Origin of the sequence: Burkholderia sp. Ed8, from assembly GCF_040761425.1 — a bacterium.
Taxonomy (GTDB): Bacteria; Pseudomonadota; Gammaproteobacteria; order Burkholderiales; family Burkholderiaceae; genus Burkholderia; species Burkholderia seminalis.
The window spans coordinates 3,006,986-3,020,799 of sequence record NZ_CP142885.1 but is presented as its reverse complement, the minus strand read 5'-3'; the positions used below and the strand labels follow the sequence as shown (position 1 = coordinate 3,020,799).

Here is a 13,814-nt window from a genome sequence, read left to right as displayed (position 1 = left end):
CAATGCGTGACGTCAGGCTTCAGGTTTCAGGCGCCCGGCGTCGGGTTGGCCGGGCGCGCGACGTAGCCCGCGTAGCCGATGTCGGCCTGCGGGGCCGTTTCGGGCGGAGCGTTGCGTTCGATCCACGGCGCGATCTCCATGTCTTCGTAGCGTACGAGGCGGCACTTGCGCACCAGCGCGTAGCCGAGCCAGATCGCGACGAAGAACGGCAGGCCGATGTAGGTCGCGGCGATGCCGGCCCAGTCGATCTTGTCGGAGAGGAACGCCTGGTAGTCCTGGCCGAGCGCGACGACCGCGCACAGCGCGAACGCGAACAGCGGGCCGAACGGGAACCACTTCGACCGGTACGGCAGCTGATCGAGCCGGTAGCCCTGCTTCAGGAAACCCTTGCGGAACCGGTAGTGGCTGACCGCGATGCCGAGCCACGTGATGAAGCCGGCCATGCCCGACGTGTTCAGCAGCCACAGATACACGGTCTTGTCGCCGTACAGCGACGTGAGAAAGCACAGCGCGCCGACGGCCGTCGTCGCATACAGTGCATTGCGCGGCACGCCGCCCCGCGACAGCTTCGCGAAGATCTTCGGCGCACGGCCTTCGACCGCGAGGGTGTAGAGCATCCGCGTCGACGCGTACATGCCCGAGTTGCCGGCCGACAGCACGGCCGTCAGGATCACCGCGTTCATCACGCCGGCCGCGAACGCGAGGCCCGCGTGGCGGAATACGAGCGTAAACGGGCTTACGCCGATGTCGGTCACGTCGCTCTTCAGCAGGCTCGGGTCGGTGTAGGGAATCAGCACGCCGATCACGAAGATCGCGAGCACGTAGAACAGCAGGATGCGCCAGAAGATCTGGCTCACCGCGCGCGGGATCGTCGTGCGCGGGTTCTCCGATTCGCCGGCCGCGACGCCGATCATTTCGGTGCCCTGGAACGAGAAGCCCGCGATCATCGCGACGCCGAGCATCGTTGCCCAGCCGCCGGCGAACGGCGCGTCGCCGATCGTGAAGTTGCTCCAGCCGGCGCTCGGGCCGCCCTGCATGATCCCGAAGATCATCAGCAGGCCGACGCCGACGAACGCGAGCACCGTCAGCACCTTGATCAGCGCGAACCAGTATTCGGCTTCCCCGAAACCGCGCACCGACAACGCGTTGAGCGCGAAGATCAGCGTGAGGAACAGCGCGCTCCACCAGACGCCCGGCACATGCGGGAACCAGTAGTGCATCACGAGCTGCGCGGCGACGAGTTCCACCGCCAGTGTCACGGCCCAGCTGTACCAGTAGTTCCAGCCGAGCGCGAAGCCGAAGCCTTCGTCGACGAATTTCGCGCCGTAGGTCGCGAACGAGCCCGACACCGGCATGAACGCGGCCATTTCGCCGAGGCTCGTCATCAGGAAATAGACCATCAGGCCGATCACCATGTACGCGATCATCGCGCCGCCGGGGCCGGCCTGCGAGATCGACGCGCCGGATGCGACGAACAGGCCCGTGCCGATCGAGCCGCCGATCGCGATCATCCGCAGATGACGGGCCTGCAGCGCACGGTGAAGGGACGGCTTCGCGGGCGGCGAGCCGGACGGACGGGGCGAATCGGGGCGGGCGTCTGAATGCATGGCGGGCGCTGGGCGCTGTCTCCGGGATTGTTTTTTCGGTGACGAAGCGCGACGCGTTGCCGGACGCGGGCCGGGGCAGCGGTGATGCGGTGCGAAACGGGCCGCCGGGGGCCCGATGAGCCGGGCCGCGGGGCGTGTCGCCTTCGTCGGGCGTCCGGCCGCTTGTCATGGCGGCCGGCGGCGCGCCGGGTGCATGGCACCTCGACGCCGCCCCGATTGTGGGTGCCCGATGTACGGGCGGCAAACGATATTTCCGAACAGGGTGATGCAGCTTTGTCATCAACTCGCGCCACGTCGGGACGCGTCCCGTGGCCCGGTCACGAGCCTTGGAAAAGTCTCGTGTCGGGACGGGAGCGCACGCGTTCTTCCTGCCAGGGTGTTGCGTTTTGGGAATGAAGTCGTGAGTTAATATCAATAGCGGCCCGACTTGTGGCCACCGACAATGTGTTTCATGGATCGTGCCTCGCGAGGCTGGGGCGCGCCGTCCGGCCGGGCTTCCGGCGGCGGCGCGGCGCGATGCGCCGTATGCGGCGCACCGGGCCGGCCACGCGGCGCATCCGCTTGCACAGGGCGCGCGAACGCGCTCCAATCGAATCACGCGGGCGGCGCTGCCGCCGCACCGATCAATCTGTCCCTGAAGAGGAAGTGATGCAATTCAACGACATTCTTGCCGCGCTCGATATCGATCTCGCCCAGTGGAAAGGCAATGCGCTGACCGCGCGTTCGCCGCTCGACGGCGCGACGCTCGCGACGCTGGCTGTCGACACGCCGGCCGACGCGGAGCGCAAGATCGATGCCGCGCACGACGCATTCCTCAAGTGGCGCACGGTGCCGGCGCCGGTGCGCGGCGAACTCGTGCGCGTGTTCGGCAATGTCCTGCGCGAGCACAAGGCCGAACTGGGCCGTCTCGTCACGCTCGAGGCCGGCAAGATCACGTCGGAAGGCCTCGGCGAAGTGCAGGAAATGATCGACATCTGCGATTTCGCGGTCGGTCTGTCGCGCCAGCTCTACGGCCTGACGATCGCATCCGAGCGCCCGGGCCACCGGATGATGGAAACGTGGCACCCGATCGGCGTGTGCGGCGTGATCTCGGCGTTCAACTTCCCGGTTGCCGTGTGGGCATGGAATGCGGCGCTCGCGTTCGTGTGCGGCGATTCGGTCGTGTGGAAGCCGTCGGAAAAGACGCCGCTCACCGCGATCGCGTGCCACGTGCTGCTCCAGAAGGCGATCCGCGAGTTCGAGAAGACTCATCCGGGCGTCGCGCCGGCGGAACTGAGCCAGCTGGTGCTCGGCATGCGCGATGTCGGCGAGGTGCTGACGGCGTCGAAGAAGGTGCCGGTCGTCAGCGCGACGGGCAGCGTGCGGATGGGCCAGGAAGTCGCGAAGGTGCTGAGCCAGCGTCTCGCGCGCGGCATCCTCGAACTCGGCGGCAACAACGGGATGATCGTCGCGCCGAGCGCGGATCTCGATCTCGTCGTGCGCTCGGTCACGTTCGCGGCGGTCGGCACGGCCGGCCAGCGCTGCACGACGCTGCGCCGCCTGATCGTGCATCGCAGCCTGGTCGAGCAACTGCTGCCGCGCATCGAGAAGGCCTACACGTCGGTGAAGGTCGGCAACCCGCTGGAAGAAGGCACGCTGGTCGGCCCGCTGGTCGATCGTGCGTCGTTCGACGCGATGCAGAAGGCGCTGGCCGATGCACGCGAGCAGGGTGGCGAAGTGAAGGGCGGCGAGCGCGTCGACGTCGGTCATGCGGATGCGTACTACGTGCGTCCGGCAATCGTGCGGATGCCGAAGCAGTCGGCGGTGGTCGAGCGCGAAACGTTCGCGCCGATCCTGTACGTGATGATCTACGACAACTTCGACGATGCGATCGAATTGCACAACGCGGTGCCGCAAGGGCTGTCGTCGGCGATCTTCACGAACGACATGCGCGAGGCCGAGCAGTTCATGTCGGCGGCGGGCAGCGATTGCGGGATCGTCAACGTGAACATCGGCACGAGCGGCGCGGAAATCGGCGGCGCGTTCGGCGGCGAGAAGGAAACGGGCGGCGGGCGCGAGTCGGGTTCGGATGCATGGAAGGCTTATATGCGCCGCGCGACGAATACGATCAACTACAGCCGGCAATTGCCGCTGGCGCAGGGCGTGAAGTTCGACGTTTGACGTCGGTTGCCCGAATGGGCGCCATGTACGAGTGAGAAGGGCCGGTTGCCGCGGATGCGGTGACCGGCCCTTCGTGTTTCGGCGCGGGCGGCGCCATCGTCGATGACAAGCCCGCTCAGGCGATGCTCACTGCTCCGCCGCCGGCATGTTCTGCACGACCAGCATCTGCGGGCTCGACAGCGTGATCCCCGCCGCACGCAGCTGCTTCAGGATCTCGAACAGCAGGTCGCTCTTCGTCGAGCTCGCGATCCGCGGGCTCGACACGTAGCCCGTCACGCTCAGCGTGATCCCGTCCGGCGTGAGCTGGCTGAACGTCACCGACGGCGCCGGCTTCTCGAGAATCGCCTGATGCTCGCGATACGCGTCGAGCAGCAGGTCGCGCACCTGCTCGGGATCGGTGTTCAGCGGGAACGTCAGCACCAGCGTCGCGACGCCCTGCGTGCTGTTGCCCATCGTCACGTTGCGCACGTTCTGCGAGATCAGTTGCGAGTTGGGCACGATCACGGTCGAGCGGTCGCTGAGCTGGATCTCGGTCGCGCGCACGTTGATGCGGCGGATGTCGCCTTCGACGCCCGCGATGCTGACCATGTCGCCCACCTTGACGGGGCGTTCGGTCAGCAGGATCAGCCCCGACACGAAGTTCTTCACGATCTCCTGCAGGCCGAAGCCGATCCCCACCGACAACGCGCTGACGATCCACGCGAGGTTGCTCCACCGCACGCCGAGCAGCCCGAGCGTCATCAGCACGAGCAGCACGTAGCCGACGTTGGTGAACAGCGTGATCAGCGACACGCGCATGCCCGTATCCATGCCGAGCGCGGGCATGAACTCGCTGTCGAGCCAGCGGCGCAGCGAGCGCAGCAGGTAGAAGCCGATCGCGAACCCGATCACGGCGTTCAGGATCCGGTCGGGCATGATGTTCAGGCTCTGCAGCCGCTGGCTGCCGATCATCGCGACCGCGCTGTCGAGCAGGTCGCCCGGCGTCGTGCCGAAGCCGCCCGTCACCAGCGCGATGGCCGCGATCAGCATCAGCAGGCTCGTGCCGAAGCCGGACAGGACCGTGCGCGCCTGATCGAGGTGGCGGTCCTCGAGCGCGAACAGGTGCTTGATCTGCTGGCCCGTCGACAGGCCCGACGAGAACAGGCTTTCGCTCGCATCGCGCGTCAGCTGGATCAGGATGTAGGTCGCGCACAGCACGATCTCGAACCACACGAGTTCGTACGTGATGAAGCGCGCGACCGTGATGTAGCCGATCAGGAGTGCGATCAACGATACGACGATCGCCAGCGTGACGCCCGCATGGATCAGCCCCGCGAGCGTCGAGCGCTGCTCGGGCGCTTCGCCGGCCGCCGCGAGCGCGCTGCGTGCGCGGTTCGCGCGCAACAGCGACGCGCCGACCGTCAGCGCCACGACGAGCGAGACGATGCCGCGGCCGAACAGCGTGACCGACAGGCTCGTGTCGACGATCCGGTTGATCGATTCGAGCGTGCCGGACACCAGCAGCAGCGCGGCCAGGATGCTGGGGAACGGTTTCATCGCGAGCGCGACGGGATCGGCGAGCGCGGGCAGTCGCCACGACGGATGCTTCGTGCAGAGCAGGGCGCGGCCGAGTCCGGCGATCAGCGCGCAGGTTGCGGCGAGCTTCGCGAACTGGTCCCACAGATCGGTCAGCGACGGCGTGAGCTCGTAGCGGCGCGCGACGGCGAGGTAGAGGATCTGAACGGCGATGGCCGTGGCCAGGAACGTCGACAGCACGGTCGACAGCGCCAGCGCGCTGCGGCGCAGGCGCGTGGGCGGCAGACGGTTCAGCGCGATCCACGCGAGCCCGCGCTCGATGAGCCGGCGGCCGCCGAGCCACGCCGCGAACGAGGCGATCAGCAGCACCGTCGTGAGCGCCCGCTGCCCGGGTACCCATGACGAATGCAGCATGTCGAGCAGCTCGTCGTCGAAATCCTGGAGCCGCTGGCGATCGTCCGGCGAAAGGTGGAACAGCGGCAACCAGAACTGCGCGCTGAAGATGCTGCCGGAGCGGAACGCGAGCTGGTTCTTCAGCAGGCCGCGATGCAGTTTCGCGAACTGCTCGGTCAGGTTCGTAAGGCTGGCTTTCTGGTCGGCCGCCTGCTTCAGCGCCGCATCGATCTGCGTCTTGCGTGCGTCGAGCGTGGCCCGTTGTTTCGCGACGGCTGCCGTTTCCGGCGCGGCGCCCTCGGCAGGCGGCGGCCCGAGCACGTCGAGTTGCGCCTGGATCTGCGCGCGTTGCGGCATGAGATCGCTTTGCAGTTTCGCGATATCGGTGCTCAGTTCCTGGGCCGAGTCGTCGAGCGCGTCCAGTTCCTTGCTGTTGGACGTCGTCGAGGTCTGCTGCTTGATGCGGTCCAGTTCGACCTGCATCTGCTTGAGCTGCGCGATGGCGTCGTTCAGCGAGATGGCCGGGACGGGGGCGCCGACGCCGCTTGCGCCGGGGGCCGAAGCGGCCGACGGAAATGCCGACGCGGTCGCGACCGCCGCGAACTGCAGCAGCGCGATCAGCGCGATTCGACAGGCGTACGTGGATAGTCGTTGTATGGACATGGAATGCTTACGATTTGCCGACGATGCCGGGTGCCGAAAAGCAGCCGGAAGCCGGTGGTTGGCCCGACTGCATGTTACCGGGGCGCGGGCCATCGATTTCCGAATCCGCATGGGCGACGTTTCGGCGCCGGGCAGGAGGGGCCGACCGCGGGAAATCCTGCTCGCCCCTGTCTTGTTAAGGGTGTGCCGACCGAATCGCGTCCGAAACCGCGCGATGTTGTCGTTCAGCCGCGGCAGGCGGCCGGACAGATGGTTACGAAATTTACATGAAGTTGGCCCGACGGCGGTTCGTGCTAATTGGGGCGCGAGTCATGGCGGCATACGCTGCCGATGCTGAGCTTTCATTTCCCTGTCGCTTCATCGTCGGTAAAATGCCGCGGGTCGCTGGCAGGCGTCCGGGACATGAGAAGGGTGGGCCGCCTGCCGCGCGGCGAAAAACGAACAACGAAAAGAAATCCTGAGAGCATGGCTGACCGATGTTCATCCGGACGACGTCGTCGCATCCGGTGAAGGTTTCAACGCGTGGCTGATCAGCGTGACGCATGGCTACGTGGACGTCGATCGATTGAAAACGGTCGCGAGCATGATTCCGGTGCTCAACAACCTGATGGCGCTGGCCGATGCGCTCACCGACATCGTCTCGATCATCCGCAAGCGAGGCGGCGAACTGCTCGACTATCTCGGACTCGCGATCAACCTGATCGGCGTGATTCCATTTCCGCCCGTACTGGCGCCCATGCGCCTCACGGCGCGGCCGCTTCTGGCAACGTCGATTGGACGATAGGGAATCTTGTTCGACGTTGTGCCCGGTCAGCCAGCTATAACGAACCGGCTCGCTACATCTGTTCCAATGCGGCCGATGCGCCCGTGCGTCAATTGATTGATGTGCTCAGCCCCCCGCCTCGCTAAAATGCGCGAAGCCGCTCGCCAGTTCCCCTCTGCTGGCGCCAACGACAATCAAGAATCCGGAGACTCGCCACCATGGCATCCACCCAGCCCGACCCGCTCACGGCAGCAGGCACCGCCCGCCCCGCGGCGATCGACCCCGGCTCCATCTCGGCGCGCCTCGACCGCCTGCCGCCGACCCGCAGCGTCTGGAAGCTCGTCGTGCTGCTGAGCCTCGGCTTCTTCTTCGAACTCTACGACCTGCTGTACAGCGGCTACGTCGCACCGGGCCTTGTGAAAAGCGGCATCCTGTCGGCGACGACGCACGGCCTGTTCGGCACCACGGGCGTCGCGAGCTTCATCGCCGCACTGTTCTCCGGGTTGTTCATCGGCACGATCGCATGCGGCTTCCTTGCCGACCGCTTCGGCCGCCGCGCGATCTTCACGTGGTCGTTGCTGTGGTACACGGCCGCCAACGTCGTGATGGCATTCCAGGACACCGCGGCCGGGCTGAACTTCTGGCGCTTCGTCGTCGGTCTCGGCCTCGGCGTCGAGATGGTGACGATCGGCACGTACATCTCCGAGCTCGTGCCGAAGCAGATCCGCGGCCGCGCGTTCGCGTGCGAACAGGCGGTCGGCTTCGTCGCGGTGCCGGTGGTCGCGTTCCTCGCGTACCTGCTCGTGCCGCATGCGCCGCTCGGCCTCGACGGCTGGCGCTGGGTCGTGCTGATCGGCGCGCACGGCGCGCTGTTCGTGTGGTGGATTCGCCGAGAGTTGCCGGAAAGCCCGCGCTGGCTCGCGCAGCAGGGGCGCGTCGACGAAGCCGACCGCATCATGCGCGCGCTCGAGGCGAAGGTCGAAGCCGAATACGGGCGGCCGCTTCCACCGCCCGCACCGGCCGAACCCGTGCCGCCGCGCGGCAGCTTCCGCGACATGTGGGTGCAGCCGTATCGCAGCCGCACGATCATGATGACGATCTTCAACGTGTTCCAGACGGTCGGCTTCTACGGCTTCGCGAACTGGGTGCCGACGCTGCTGATCAAGCAAGGCATCACGATCACGTCGAGCCTGATGTATTCGAGCGTGATCGCGCTCGCGGCGCCGATCGGCCCGCTGATCGGCCTCGTGATCGCCGACCGCTTCGAGCGCAAGTCGGTGATCGTCGCGATGGCGGCGGCGATCGTCGTCTGCGGGCTGCTGTTCAGCCAGACGACGGTGGGCGCGTTCCTGATCGTGCTCGGCATCGGCCTCACGCTCGCGAGCAACATCATGTCGTACAGCTTCCACGCATACCAGGCCGAGCTGTTCCCGACGTCGATCCGCGCACGGGCAGTCGGCTTCGTCTATTCGTGGAGCCGCTTCTCGGCGATCTTCTCGTCGTTCGTGATCGCGGCCGTGCTGAAAGGCTTCGGCACGTTCGGCGTGTTCGCGTTCATCGCGGGCGCGATGGTGATCGTGATGGTCGCGATCGGGTTCATGGGCCCGCGCACGAAGGGCGTCGCGCTCGAAACCATTTCGAAGTAGTCGGCAGGTACGCACGCGTGTCGCTTCGTTTGTGCGACATGCGTGCAATACGGTTTCGATGGGGACAACGCGTCGCCGGGATGATTTGGCATGCAAATTGATTTGACGGGGAGTCGTTTCATATCGAACGCGCCGAACCGCCGAATCCACAAGCGTGACACGCAACGAAGCCGCAAACGGCAACGAGTTGAAACAAAGCGTGACGAAGCGCAAATCCACCGCCAAACCACGACTTCCGTCGCTGCCGATTCTTCCGTCGGCGCGTAAAATGAAGGGCCTGACGACTCATTAGCCGCCATCGGACCGCACGCGTTGCATCAGCGAACGGCTCCGCCGCGAAGAGGCGTCGGCGCCGGGCGCGCATGATGCGCCAGACGTGTCGATGGCTTGCGCGGAAGATGCGCCGCTCGCAACAGCACCACGCGGCGGCCGGATCGGCCGATGGCTTCGAACGTATGATGCTTTCCAGCTTGTCGCGGCGAATTTCGAAGTCGCGCCGTCGTACCCGCACAGTCGCCGCGTATGCGTCGCTCGCTGTCGTGCTGCCCGTTTCCATTCTTGCCGGGTTGCCTGCCTTCGCCGCATCCGACGCTTCGTCGTCCGTTGCTCCGTCATCCTCATCAGTGGCATCGCCCGCGTCGACGGCTTCTCATGCGCACCCGGGCTCGTCCGTGCATGCGTTGCCAGGTGCATCGCCCGCACCGTCCGCCCCCGCGGCATCGCACGTGCATCATGCAGCGCCGGCCAGCGCGGCATCGGCCGCTTCCGGCGCTTCTTCCGCAGCTTCTACAGCCGAACCCGCATCGGCCGCATCCGCCACCACCGCCAGCGAGGCCGAAGCCCCCGCGCCGACCCCGCCGCGGCGGCATCCGCCCCTATCGGCCGAGGAAGCGAAGAACGCGACGGCGCGCGCCGTCGACATGCGCAAGCGCTTCACGCAGGAAGTCACCCGCCGATTGAACGTGCCCGCGAGCGAACAGCGCGCCTACGGCGAGCGGCTCCAGAAGGCGCTCGTCGACGCGGACCTCGGCGACCTCGCCGGCGAATACGTCGCGATGGTCGACCGCGCACCGAACGTGCAGGCGCTGTTCATCTACTTCCGCGCCACGCCGGCCAATGCGTGGCTGATGATCGGCGCCTCGCCGGTCGGCACGGGGCTGCCGGGCAAGTACGACCATTTCCTGACGCCGCTCGGCGTGTTCCATCACTCGCCCGACAACATGGATTTCCGCGCCGAAGGCACGACGAACGAGAACGGCATTCGCGGTTATGGCCGCCGCGACATGCGCATCTACGACTTCGGCTGGGTGGACGGAGAACGCGGCTGGGGCAAGGGCGGCGTGTCGCCGATGCGCTTCCAGATGCATGCGACCGATCCCGACCGCCTCGAAGCGCTGCTCGGCATCCGGCATTCGAAGGGCTGCGTGCGGATTCCCGCGTCGCTGAACGCATTTTTCGACCACCACGGCCTGCTCGACGACGATTACCAGGCGCGTGTCGAAGCCGGCAAGTCGCTGTGGGTGCTGCCGCGCGATCGCGACATCACGCCGATCGCGGGTCGTTATCTGGTCGTGATCGACAGCGCGCGCAAGGCGCGCCCGGCCTGGGCGCCGATGCCGGGGCGCAACGCATGGTCGAAGGTGCCGAAGGGCGGCGACACGGCGGACTGATCGCCGGCCGCCGAACGCGGAGGGAATGCAGGGATGAGAATAAATCCGTTTTATTGATACATAAGAAAAGCAAACTTTTATTGTCCGATCCGGGTTCGTATAGTCGAGTCCAGTTTCGCGGAACCCTGCCGCGCCTGGCCCACCACCGACCACACGACCCGCATGAAAACTCTCTACAAGCTCGCTCCGCTCGCGATGCTCGGCGCCTTCGCGACCCATGCCGGTGCGCAAAGCAGCATCACGCTGTACGGTCTCATCTCGGCCGGCGTCGGGTTCGCGACCAACCAGGGCGGCAAGAACGCCTGGCAGGCGCTGTCCGGCACGAACCAGAACCCGCGCTGGGGGCTGAAGGGCAAGGAGGATCTGGGGCAGGGGCTGTCCGCGGTCTTCCAGCTCGAGAACGGCTTCAACGTGATGACGGGCACGGCCGCGCAGAACGGCCGCGAGTTCGGGCGCATGGCCTATGTCGGCCTCGCCGACCGCACCTACGGTTCGCTGACGTTCGGCCGCCAGTACGATGCGATCCACGACTACATCGGGCCGGTGATCATCGCGAGCAACGGCGTGAACATCGGCGACAACGACAACGGCTACAACGACATCCGCGTGCAGAACTCGGTGAAGTACGTGAGTCCCGTCTACTACGGCCTGAAATTCACCGCGCTGTACGGCTTCAGCAACGCGACCGGCTTCGCGAACAACAGCGCGTACAGCTTCGGGCTCGGCTACGAGCAGGGCGCGCTGCGCTGGAGCGCCGTCTATGCGCAGTACAACCATCCGTACAGCGCGACGAACCAGGACGGCGCGATCGCGAACGACTATGCGTCGCCGCTGCTGATCTTCAGCAAGAGCGCGATGTCGCCGGCCGCGTATGCCAGCCGGCAGCGGATCGCGGGCACGGGCGGTTTCTACACGATCGGCCGCGCGCAGTTCGCCGCGATGTTCACCGACGTGCGCTACGATTACCTCGACAATTCGCATCTGCACCTGCAGAACCTGGGGGTGAACGTCGTCTACACGATGACGCCGCAGCTCTTCCTCGGCGCCGCGTACGCGTTCACGAACGGCAAGTACGACGTGATCGACAAGCGTCCGAAATGGCATCAGGTGAACCTGCAGGCCGACTACTTCCTGTCGAAACGCACCGACGTCGCGCTGACGGTGATCGCGCAGCAGGCGGCCGGCGACGCGGACCACGCGCAGATCTTCGCGTACGCGCGCTCGACCGGCACGCGCCAGATGATGGCGACGCTCGGCGTCCGGCACGTATTTTGAGCGCCCCCAATCCTGCCGCCTCGCGCCTGGCCCCCCGGAGGCAGGAAAACGTGGGGCGGCCCGGCGTTTTCTCGAGAGCCCGACCATGACTCATCCGATCGCATCCCGCCGCACCTTCCTGAAACTGTCCGCCGCGCTGGCCGGCACCGCGCTGCTGCCCGAGGCGGGCGCGTTCGCGGCCGGCGGCGACGCTGCGCGCCGCACGGTGATCATCGATACCGACCCGGGGCAGGACGACGCCATCGCGATCCTGCTCGCGCTGGGCGCGCAGGACCGGCTCGACGTGCGAGCGCTGACGGCCGTCGCGGGTAACGTGCCGCTCGACCTGACCGAACGCAACGCGCGGATCATCCGTGACTGGGCCGGCCGCACGAAGACGCTGCCGGTCTATGCGGGCTGCCCGCGCCCGCTCGTGCGCGATCTCGTGACGGCCGCGAACGTGCACGGCAGGACGGGGCTCGAAGGCGTCGAACTGCACGAGCCGCGCGCGCCGCTTGCTGCCGGCCACGCCGTGTCGTACCTCGTCGATACGCTGAGCCGCGCGGCGCCGAACAGCGTGACGCTGTGCGCGCTCGGTCCGCTGACCAACCTCGCGACCGCGCTGGTCGAGGCGCCGCAGATTCGCGGCGCGCTGCGCGAAATCGTGCTGATGGGCGGCGCGTTTTTCGAGCGCGGCAACATCACGCCGGCCGCCGAGTTCAACATCTACGTCGATCCGCAGGCGGCCGAAGTCGTGTTCGGCAGCGGCGTGCCGATCGTCGTGCTGCCGCGCGACGTCGCGGTGAAGGCGCCGATCACGCCGGCGCGCGTCGCGCCGTTCCGCGCGCTCGGCAACCGCTGCGGCGCGATCGTCGCGGACATCATGGATGCCGAGCTCGCATACAACAAGAAGCGGCGCGGCGTCGAAGAGGCGCCGATGTACGACCCGACGGCCGTCGGCTATCTCGTCGATCCGACGCTGTTCGGCGGGCGCAAGGTGAACGTGGTGGTCGAGACGACCGGCCAGTGGACGCTCGGCGAGACGATCGTCGACTGGAACGGGCGCAGCGGCCGTGCGGCGAATGCAACGTGGATCAACGAGGTCGATGCGGACCGCTTCTACGCGACGCTCGTCGAGCGCATCGCGAAGCTGCCTTGAGCCCAGCGCGCAGGGCGCCGCGCGGTGAACGCGATCAGATGTGCTTCGCAATCCACTCGCGGCACGCGCGCACATGCGGGCCGCGATCGTCGGCGGCGAGCGAGATCAGCGAGATCGCTCGCGTGACGCGCGGTTTGTCCACGCGCAGCGCGACGAGTTCGGGATCGTGCAGATGCATCGTGTAGAGGCTCGGCAGCACGGCGGTCGCGAGGCCGTTGCGCGCAAGTGCGTAGAGCGGTTCGGTGTATTCCATCCGGTACGTGACGTTCAGGCGCAACTTGCCGGCGCCGCCGGTGCGATGCAGCGATTCGCTGACGCTGCCGCGCACAAACACCGCGAGCTCGCGATCGACGAGCTTCGCCCACGTGACGCTCTTCGCGCGGGCGAGCGGATCGTCGTGCCGCACGACGATCACGATCTCGTCCTCGAACAGCTGCTGGTAGCGCAGCGTGCCGTCGTCGCTGTCCGGCTCGCGCACGCCGATGCCGAGATCCGCGACGCCGTCGCGCACGGCTTCGACGAGCGCGCTGTTCGGCAGGTCGGTGAGCGTGAAGCGCAGCGTCGGACGCGTGCCGCGCAGCGTGTTGAGCGCGGGCAGCAGGCGGCCCGCGACCGACGGGATGAACGCGATGCGCACGGTCTGAATGCGTTCGCCGATGAGCCGCGTCATGTCGTCGAAGGTGCCGCGGGCCTGGTTGAGCAGTCGTTCGGCGAGCGGCAGCACGGCTTCGCCCGCGGTGGTGAGCGTAAGGCGATGCGCGGTACGCGCGAACAGGCGCCCGCCGAGCAGGAATTCGATCTGGCGGATCGACGCGGTGAGTGCGGGCTGGGTGAGCGACAGCGCCTGCGCGGCCTGCGTGAAGCTGCGTGCGTGGGCGAGCACGACGAAGTGCTGGACCTGCCGCAGCGTGAGCGCGGGCAGCAGCGACGAGCGGTCGGACGACATCGGGCAATAACGGTCGGGATGCGGTACGCGGCAGTATA

General features: G+C 67.0%; 9 protein-coding genes. 6 read left to right on the top strand and 3 right to left on the bottom strand.

The window, feature by feature from the left end; translation table 11 throughout:
- Positions 1-26: 26 nt before the first annotated feature.
- Positions 27-1,511 carry an amino acid permease gene (locus VXM69_RS13670; protein WP_367189244.1) on the bottom strand — a complete coding sequence of 495 codons (1,485 nt, stop codon included), beginning with the start codon at positions 1,509-1,511 and terminating at the stop codon, positions 27-29.
- A 744-nt stretch (positions 1,512-2,255) separates the two neighbouring features.
- Between VXM69_RS13670 and VXM69_RS13665 the strand changes: the two genes are divergently transcribed.
- Entirely contained in the window at positions 2,256-3,767 is a 1,512-nt protein-coding gene (locus tag VXM69_RS13665) for an aldehyde dehydrogenase family protein (protein ID WP_367188758.1), read from the top strand.
- A gap of 126 nt (positions 3,768-3,893) precedes the next feature.
- On the opposite strand, the gene VXM69_RS13660 is transcribed toward VXM69_RS13665, so the two are convergent.
- Complete coding sequence (locus VXM69_RS13660; RefSeq protein WP_367188757.1) at positions 3,894-6,338, bottom strand: DUF3772 domain-containing protein; 2,445 nt, start codon at positions 6,336-6,338, stop codon at positions 3,894-3,896.
- A 583-nt stretch (positions 6,339-6,921) separates the two neighbouring features.
- Here VXM69_RS13660 and VXM69_RS13655 point away from each other — a divergent pair.
- The 5 genes from VXM69_RS13655 to VXM69_RS13635 all read left to right on the top strand — a co-directional run bounded on the left by VXM69_RS13655 (position 6,922) and on the right by VXM69_RS13635 (position 12,830).
- A complete protein-coding gene (locus tag VXM69_RS13655; protein WP_226230331.1) occupies positions 6,922-7,122 on the top strand; it encodes a hypothetical protein in 201 nt (66 codons plus the stop codon).
- A 197-nt stretch (positions 7,123-7,319) separates the two neighbouring features.
- On the top strand, positions 7,320-8,747 hold the full coding sequence (locus VXM69_RS13650) for an MFS transporter (RefSeq protein ID WP_367188756.1): 1,428 nt from the start codon (positions 7,320-7,322) through the stop codon (positions 8,745-8,747).
- A 365-nt stretch (positions 8,748-9,112) separates the two neighbouring features.
- Complete coding sequence (locus VXM69_RS13645) at positions 9,113-10,417, top strand: hypothetical protein (RefSeq protein WP_367189243.1); 1,305 nt, start codon at positions 9,113-9,115, stop codon at positions 10,415-10,417.
- Positions 10,418-10,579: 162 nt separating this feature from the next.
- Positions 10,580-11,692 carry a porin gene (locus VXM69_RS13640; protein WP_034190605.1) on the top strand — a complete coding sequence of 371 codons (1,113 nt, stop codon included), beginning with the start codon at positions 10,580-10,582 and terminating at the stop codon, positions 11,690-11,692.
- An 85-nt stretch (positions 11,693-11,777) separates the two neighbouring features.
- Positions 11,778-12,830, top strand: coding sequence for a nucleoside hydrolase (locus tag VXM69_RS13635; protein ID WP_226230327.1), 1,053 nt, complete (start codon positions 11,778-11,780; stop codon positions 12,828-12,830).
- A gap of 34 nt (positions 12,831-12,864) precedes the next feature.
- Here VXM69_RS13635 and VXM69_RS13630 read toward each other — a convergent pair whose 3' ends face one another.
- Positions 12,865-13,776: a LysR family transcriptional regulator gene (locus VXM69_RS13630; protein ID WP_034190603.1), complete on the bottom strand. Its 912-nt coding sequence runs from the start codon at positions 13,774-13,776 to the stop codon at positions 12,865-12,867.
- Positions 13,777-13,814: the final 38 nt, after the last annotated feature.

Bases quoted from the DNA above. Each gene is read 5' to 3' on its own strand.
- VXM69_RS13670 (WP_367189244.1), bottom strand. From the start codon at position 1,511: ATGATCGCGATCGGCGGCTCGATCGGCACGGGCCTGTTCGTCGCATCC.
- VXM69_RS13665 (WP_367188758.1), top strand. From the start codon at position 2,256: ATGCAATTCAACGACATTCTTGCCGCGCTCGATATCGATCTCGCCCAG.
- VXM69_RS13660 (WP_367188757.1), bottom strand. From the start codon at position 6,338: ATGTCCATACAACGACTATCCACGTACGCCTGTCGAATCGCGCTGATC.
- VXM69_RS13655 (WP_226230331.1), top strand. From the start codon at position 6,922: ATGATTCCGGTGCTCAACAACCTGATGGCGCTGGCCGATGCGCTCACC.
- VXM69_RS13650 (WP_367188756.1), top strand. From the start codon at position 7,320: ATGGCATCCACCCAGCCCGACCCGCTCACGGCAGCAGGCACCGCCCGC.
- VXM69_RS13645 (WP_367189243.1), top strand. From the start codon at position 9,113: ATGCGCCAGACGTGTCGATGGCTTGCGCGGAAGATGCGCCGCTCGCAA.
- VXM69_RS13640 (WP_034190605.1), top strand. From the start codon at position 10,580: ATGAAAACTCTCTACAAGCTCGCTCCGCTCGCGATGCTCGGCGCCTTC.
- VXM69_RS13635 (WP_226230327.1), top strand. From the start codon at position 11,778: ATGACTCATCCGATCGCATCCCGCCGCACCTTCCTGAAACTGTCCGCC.
- VXM69_RS13630 (WP_034190603.1), bottom strand. From the start codon at position 13,776: ATGTCGTCCGACCGCTCGTCGCTGCTGCCCGCGCTCACGCTGCGGCAG.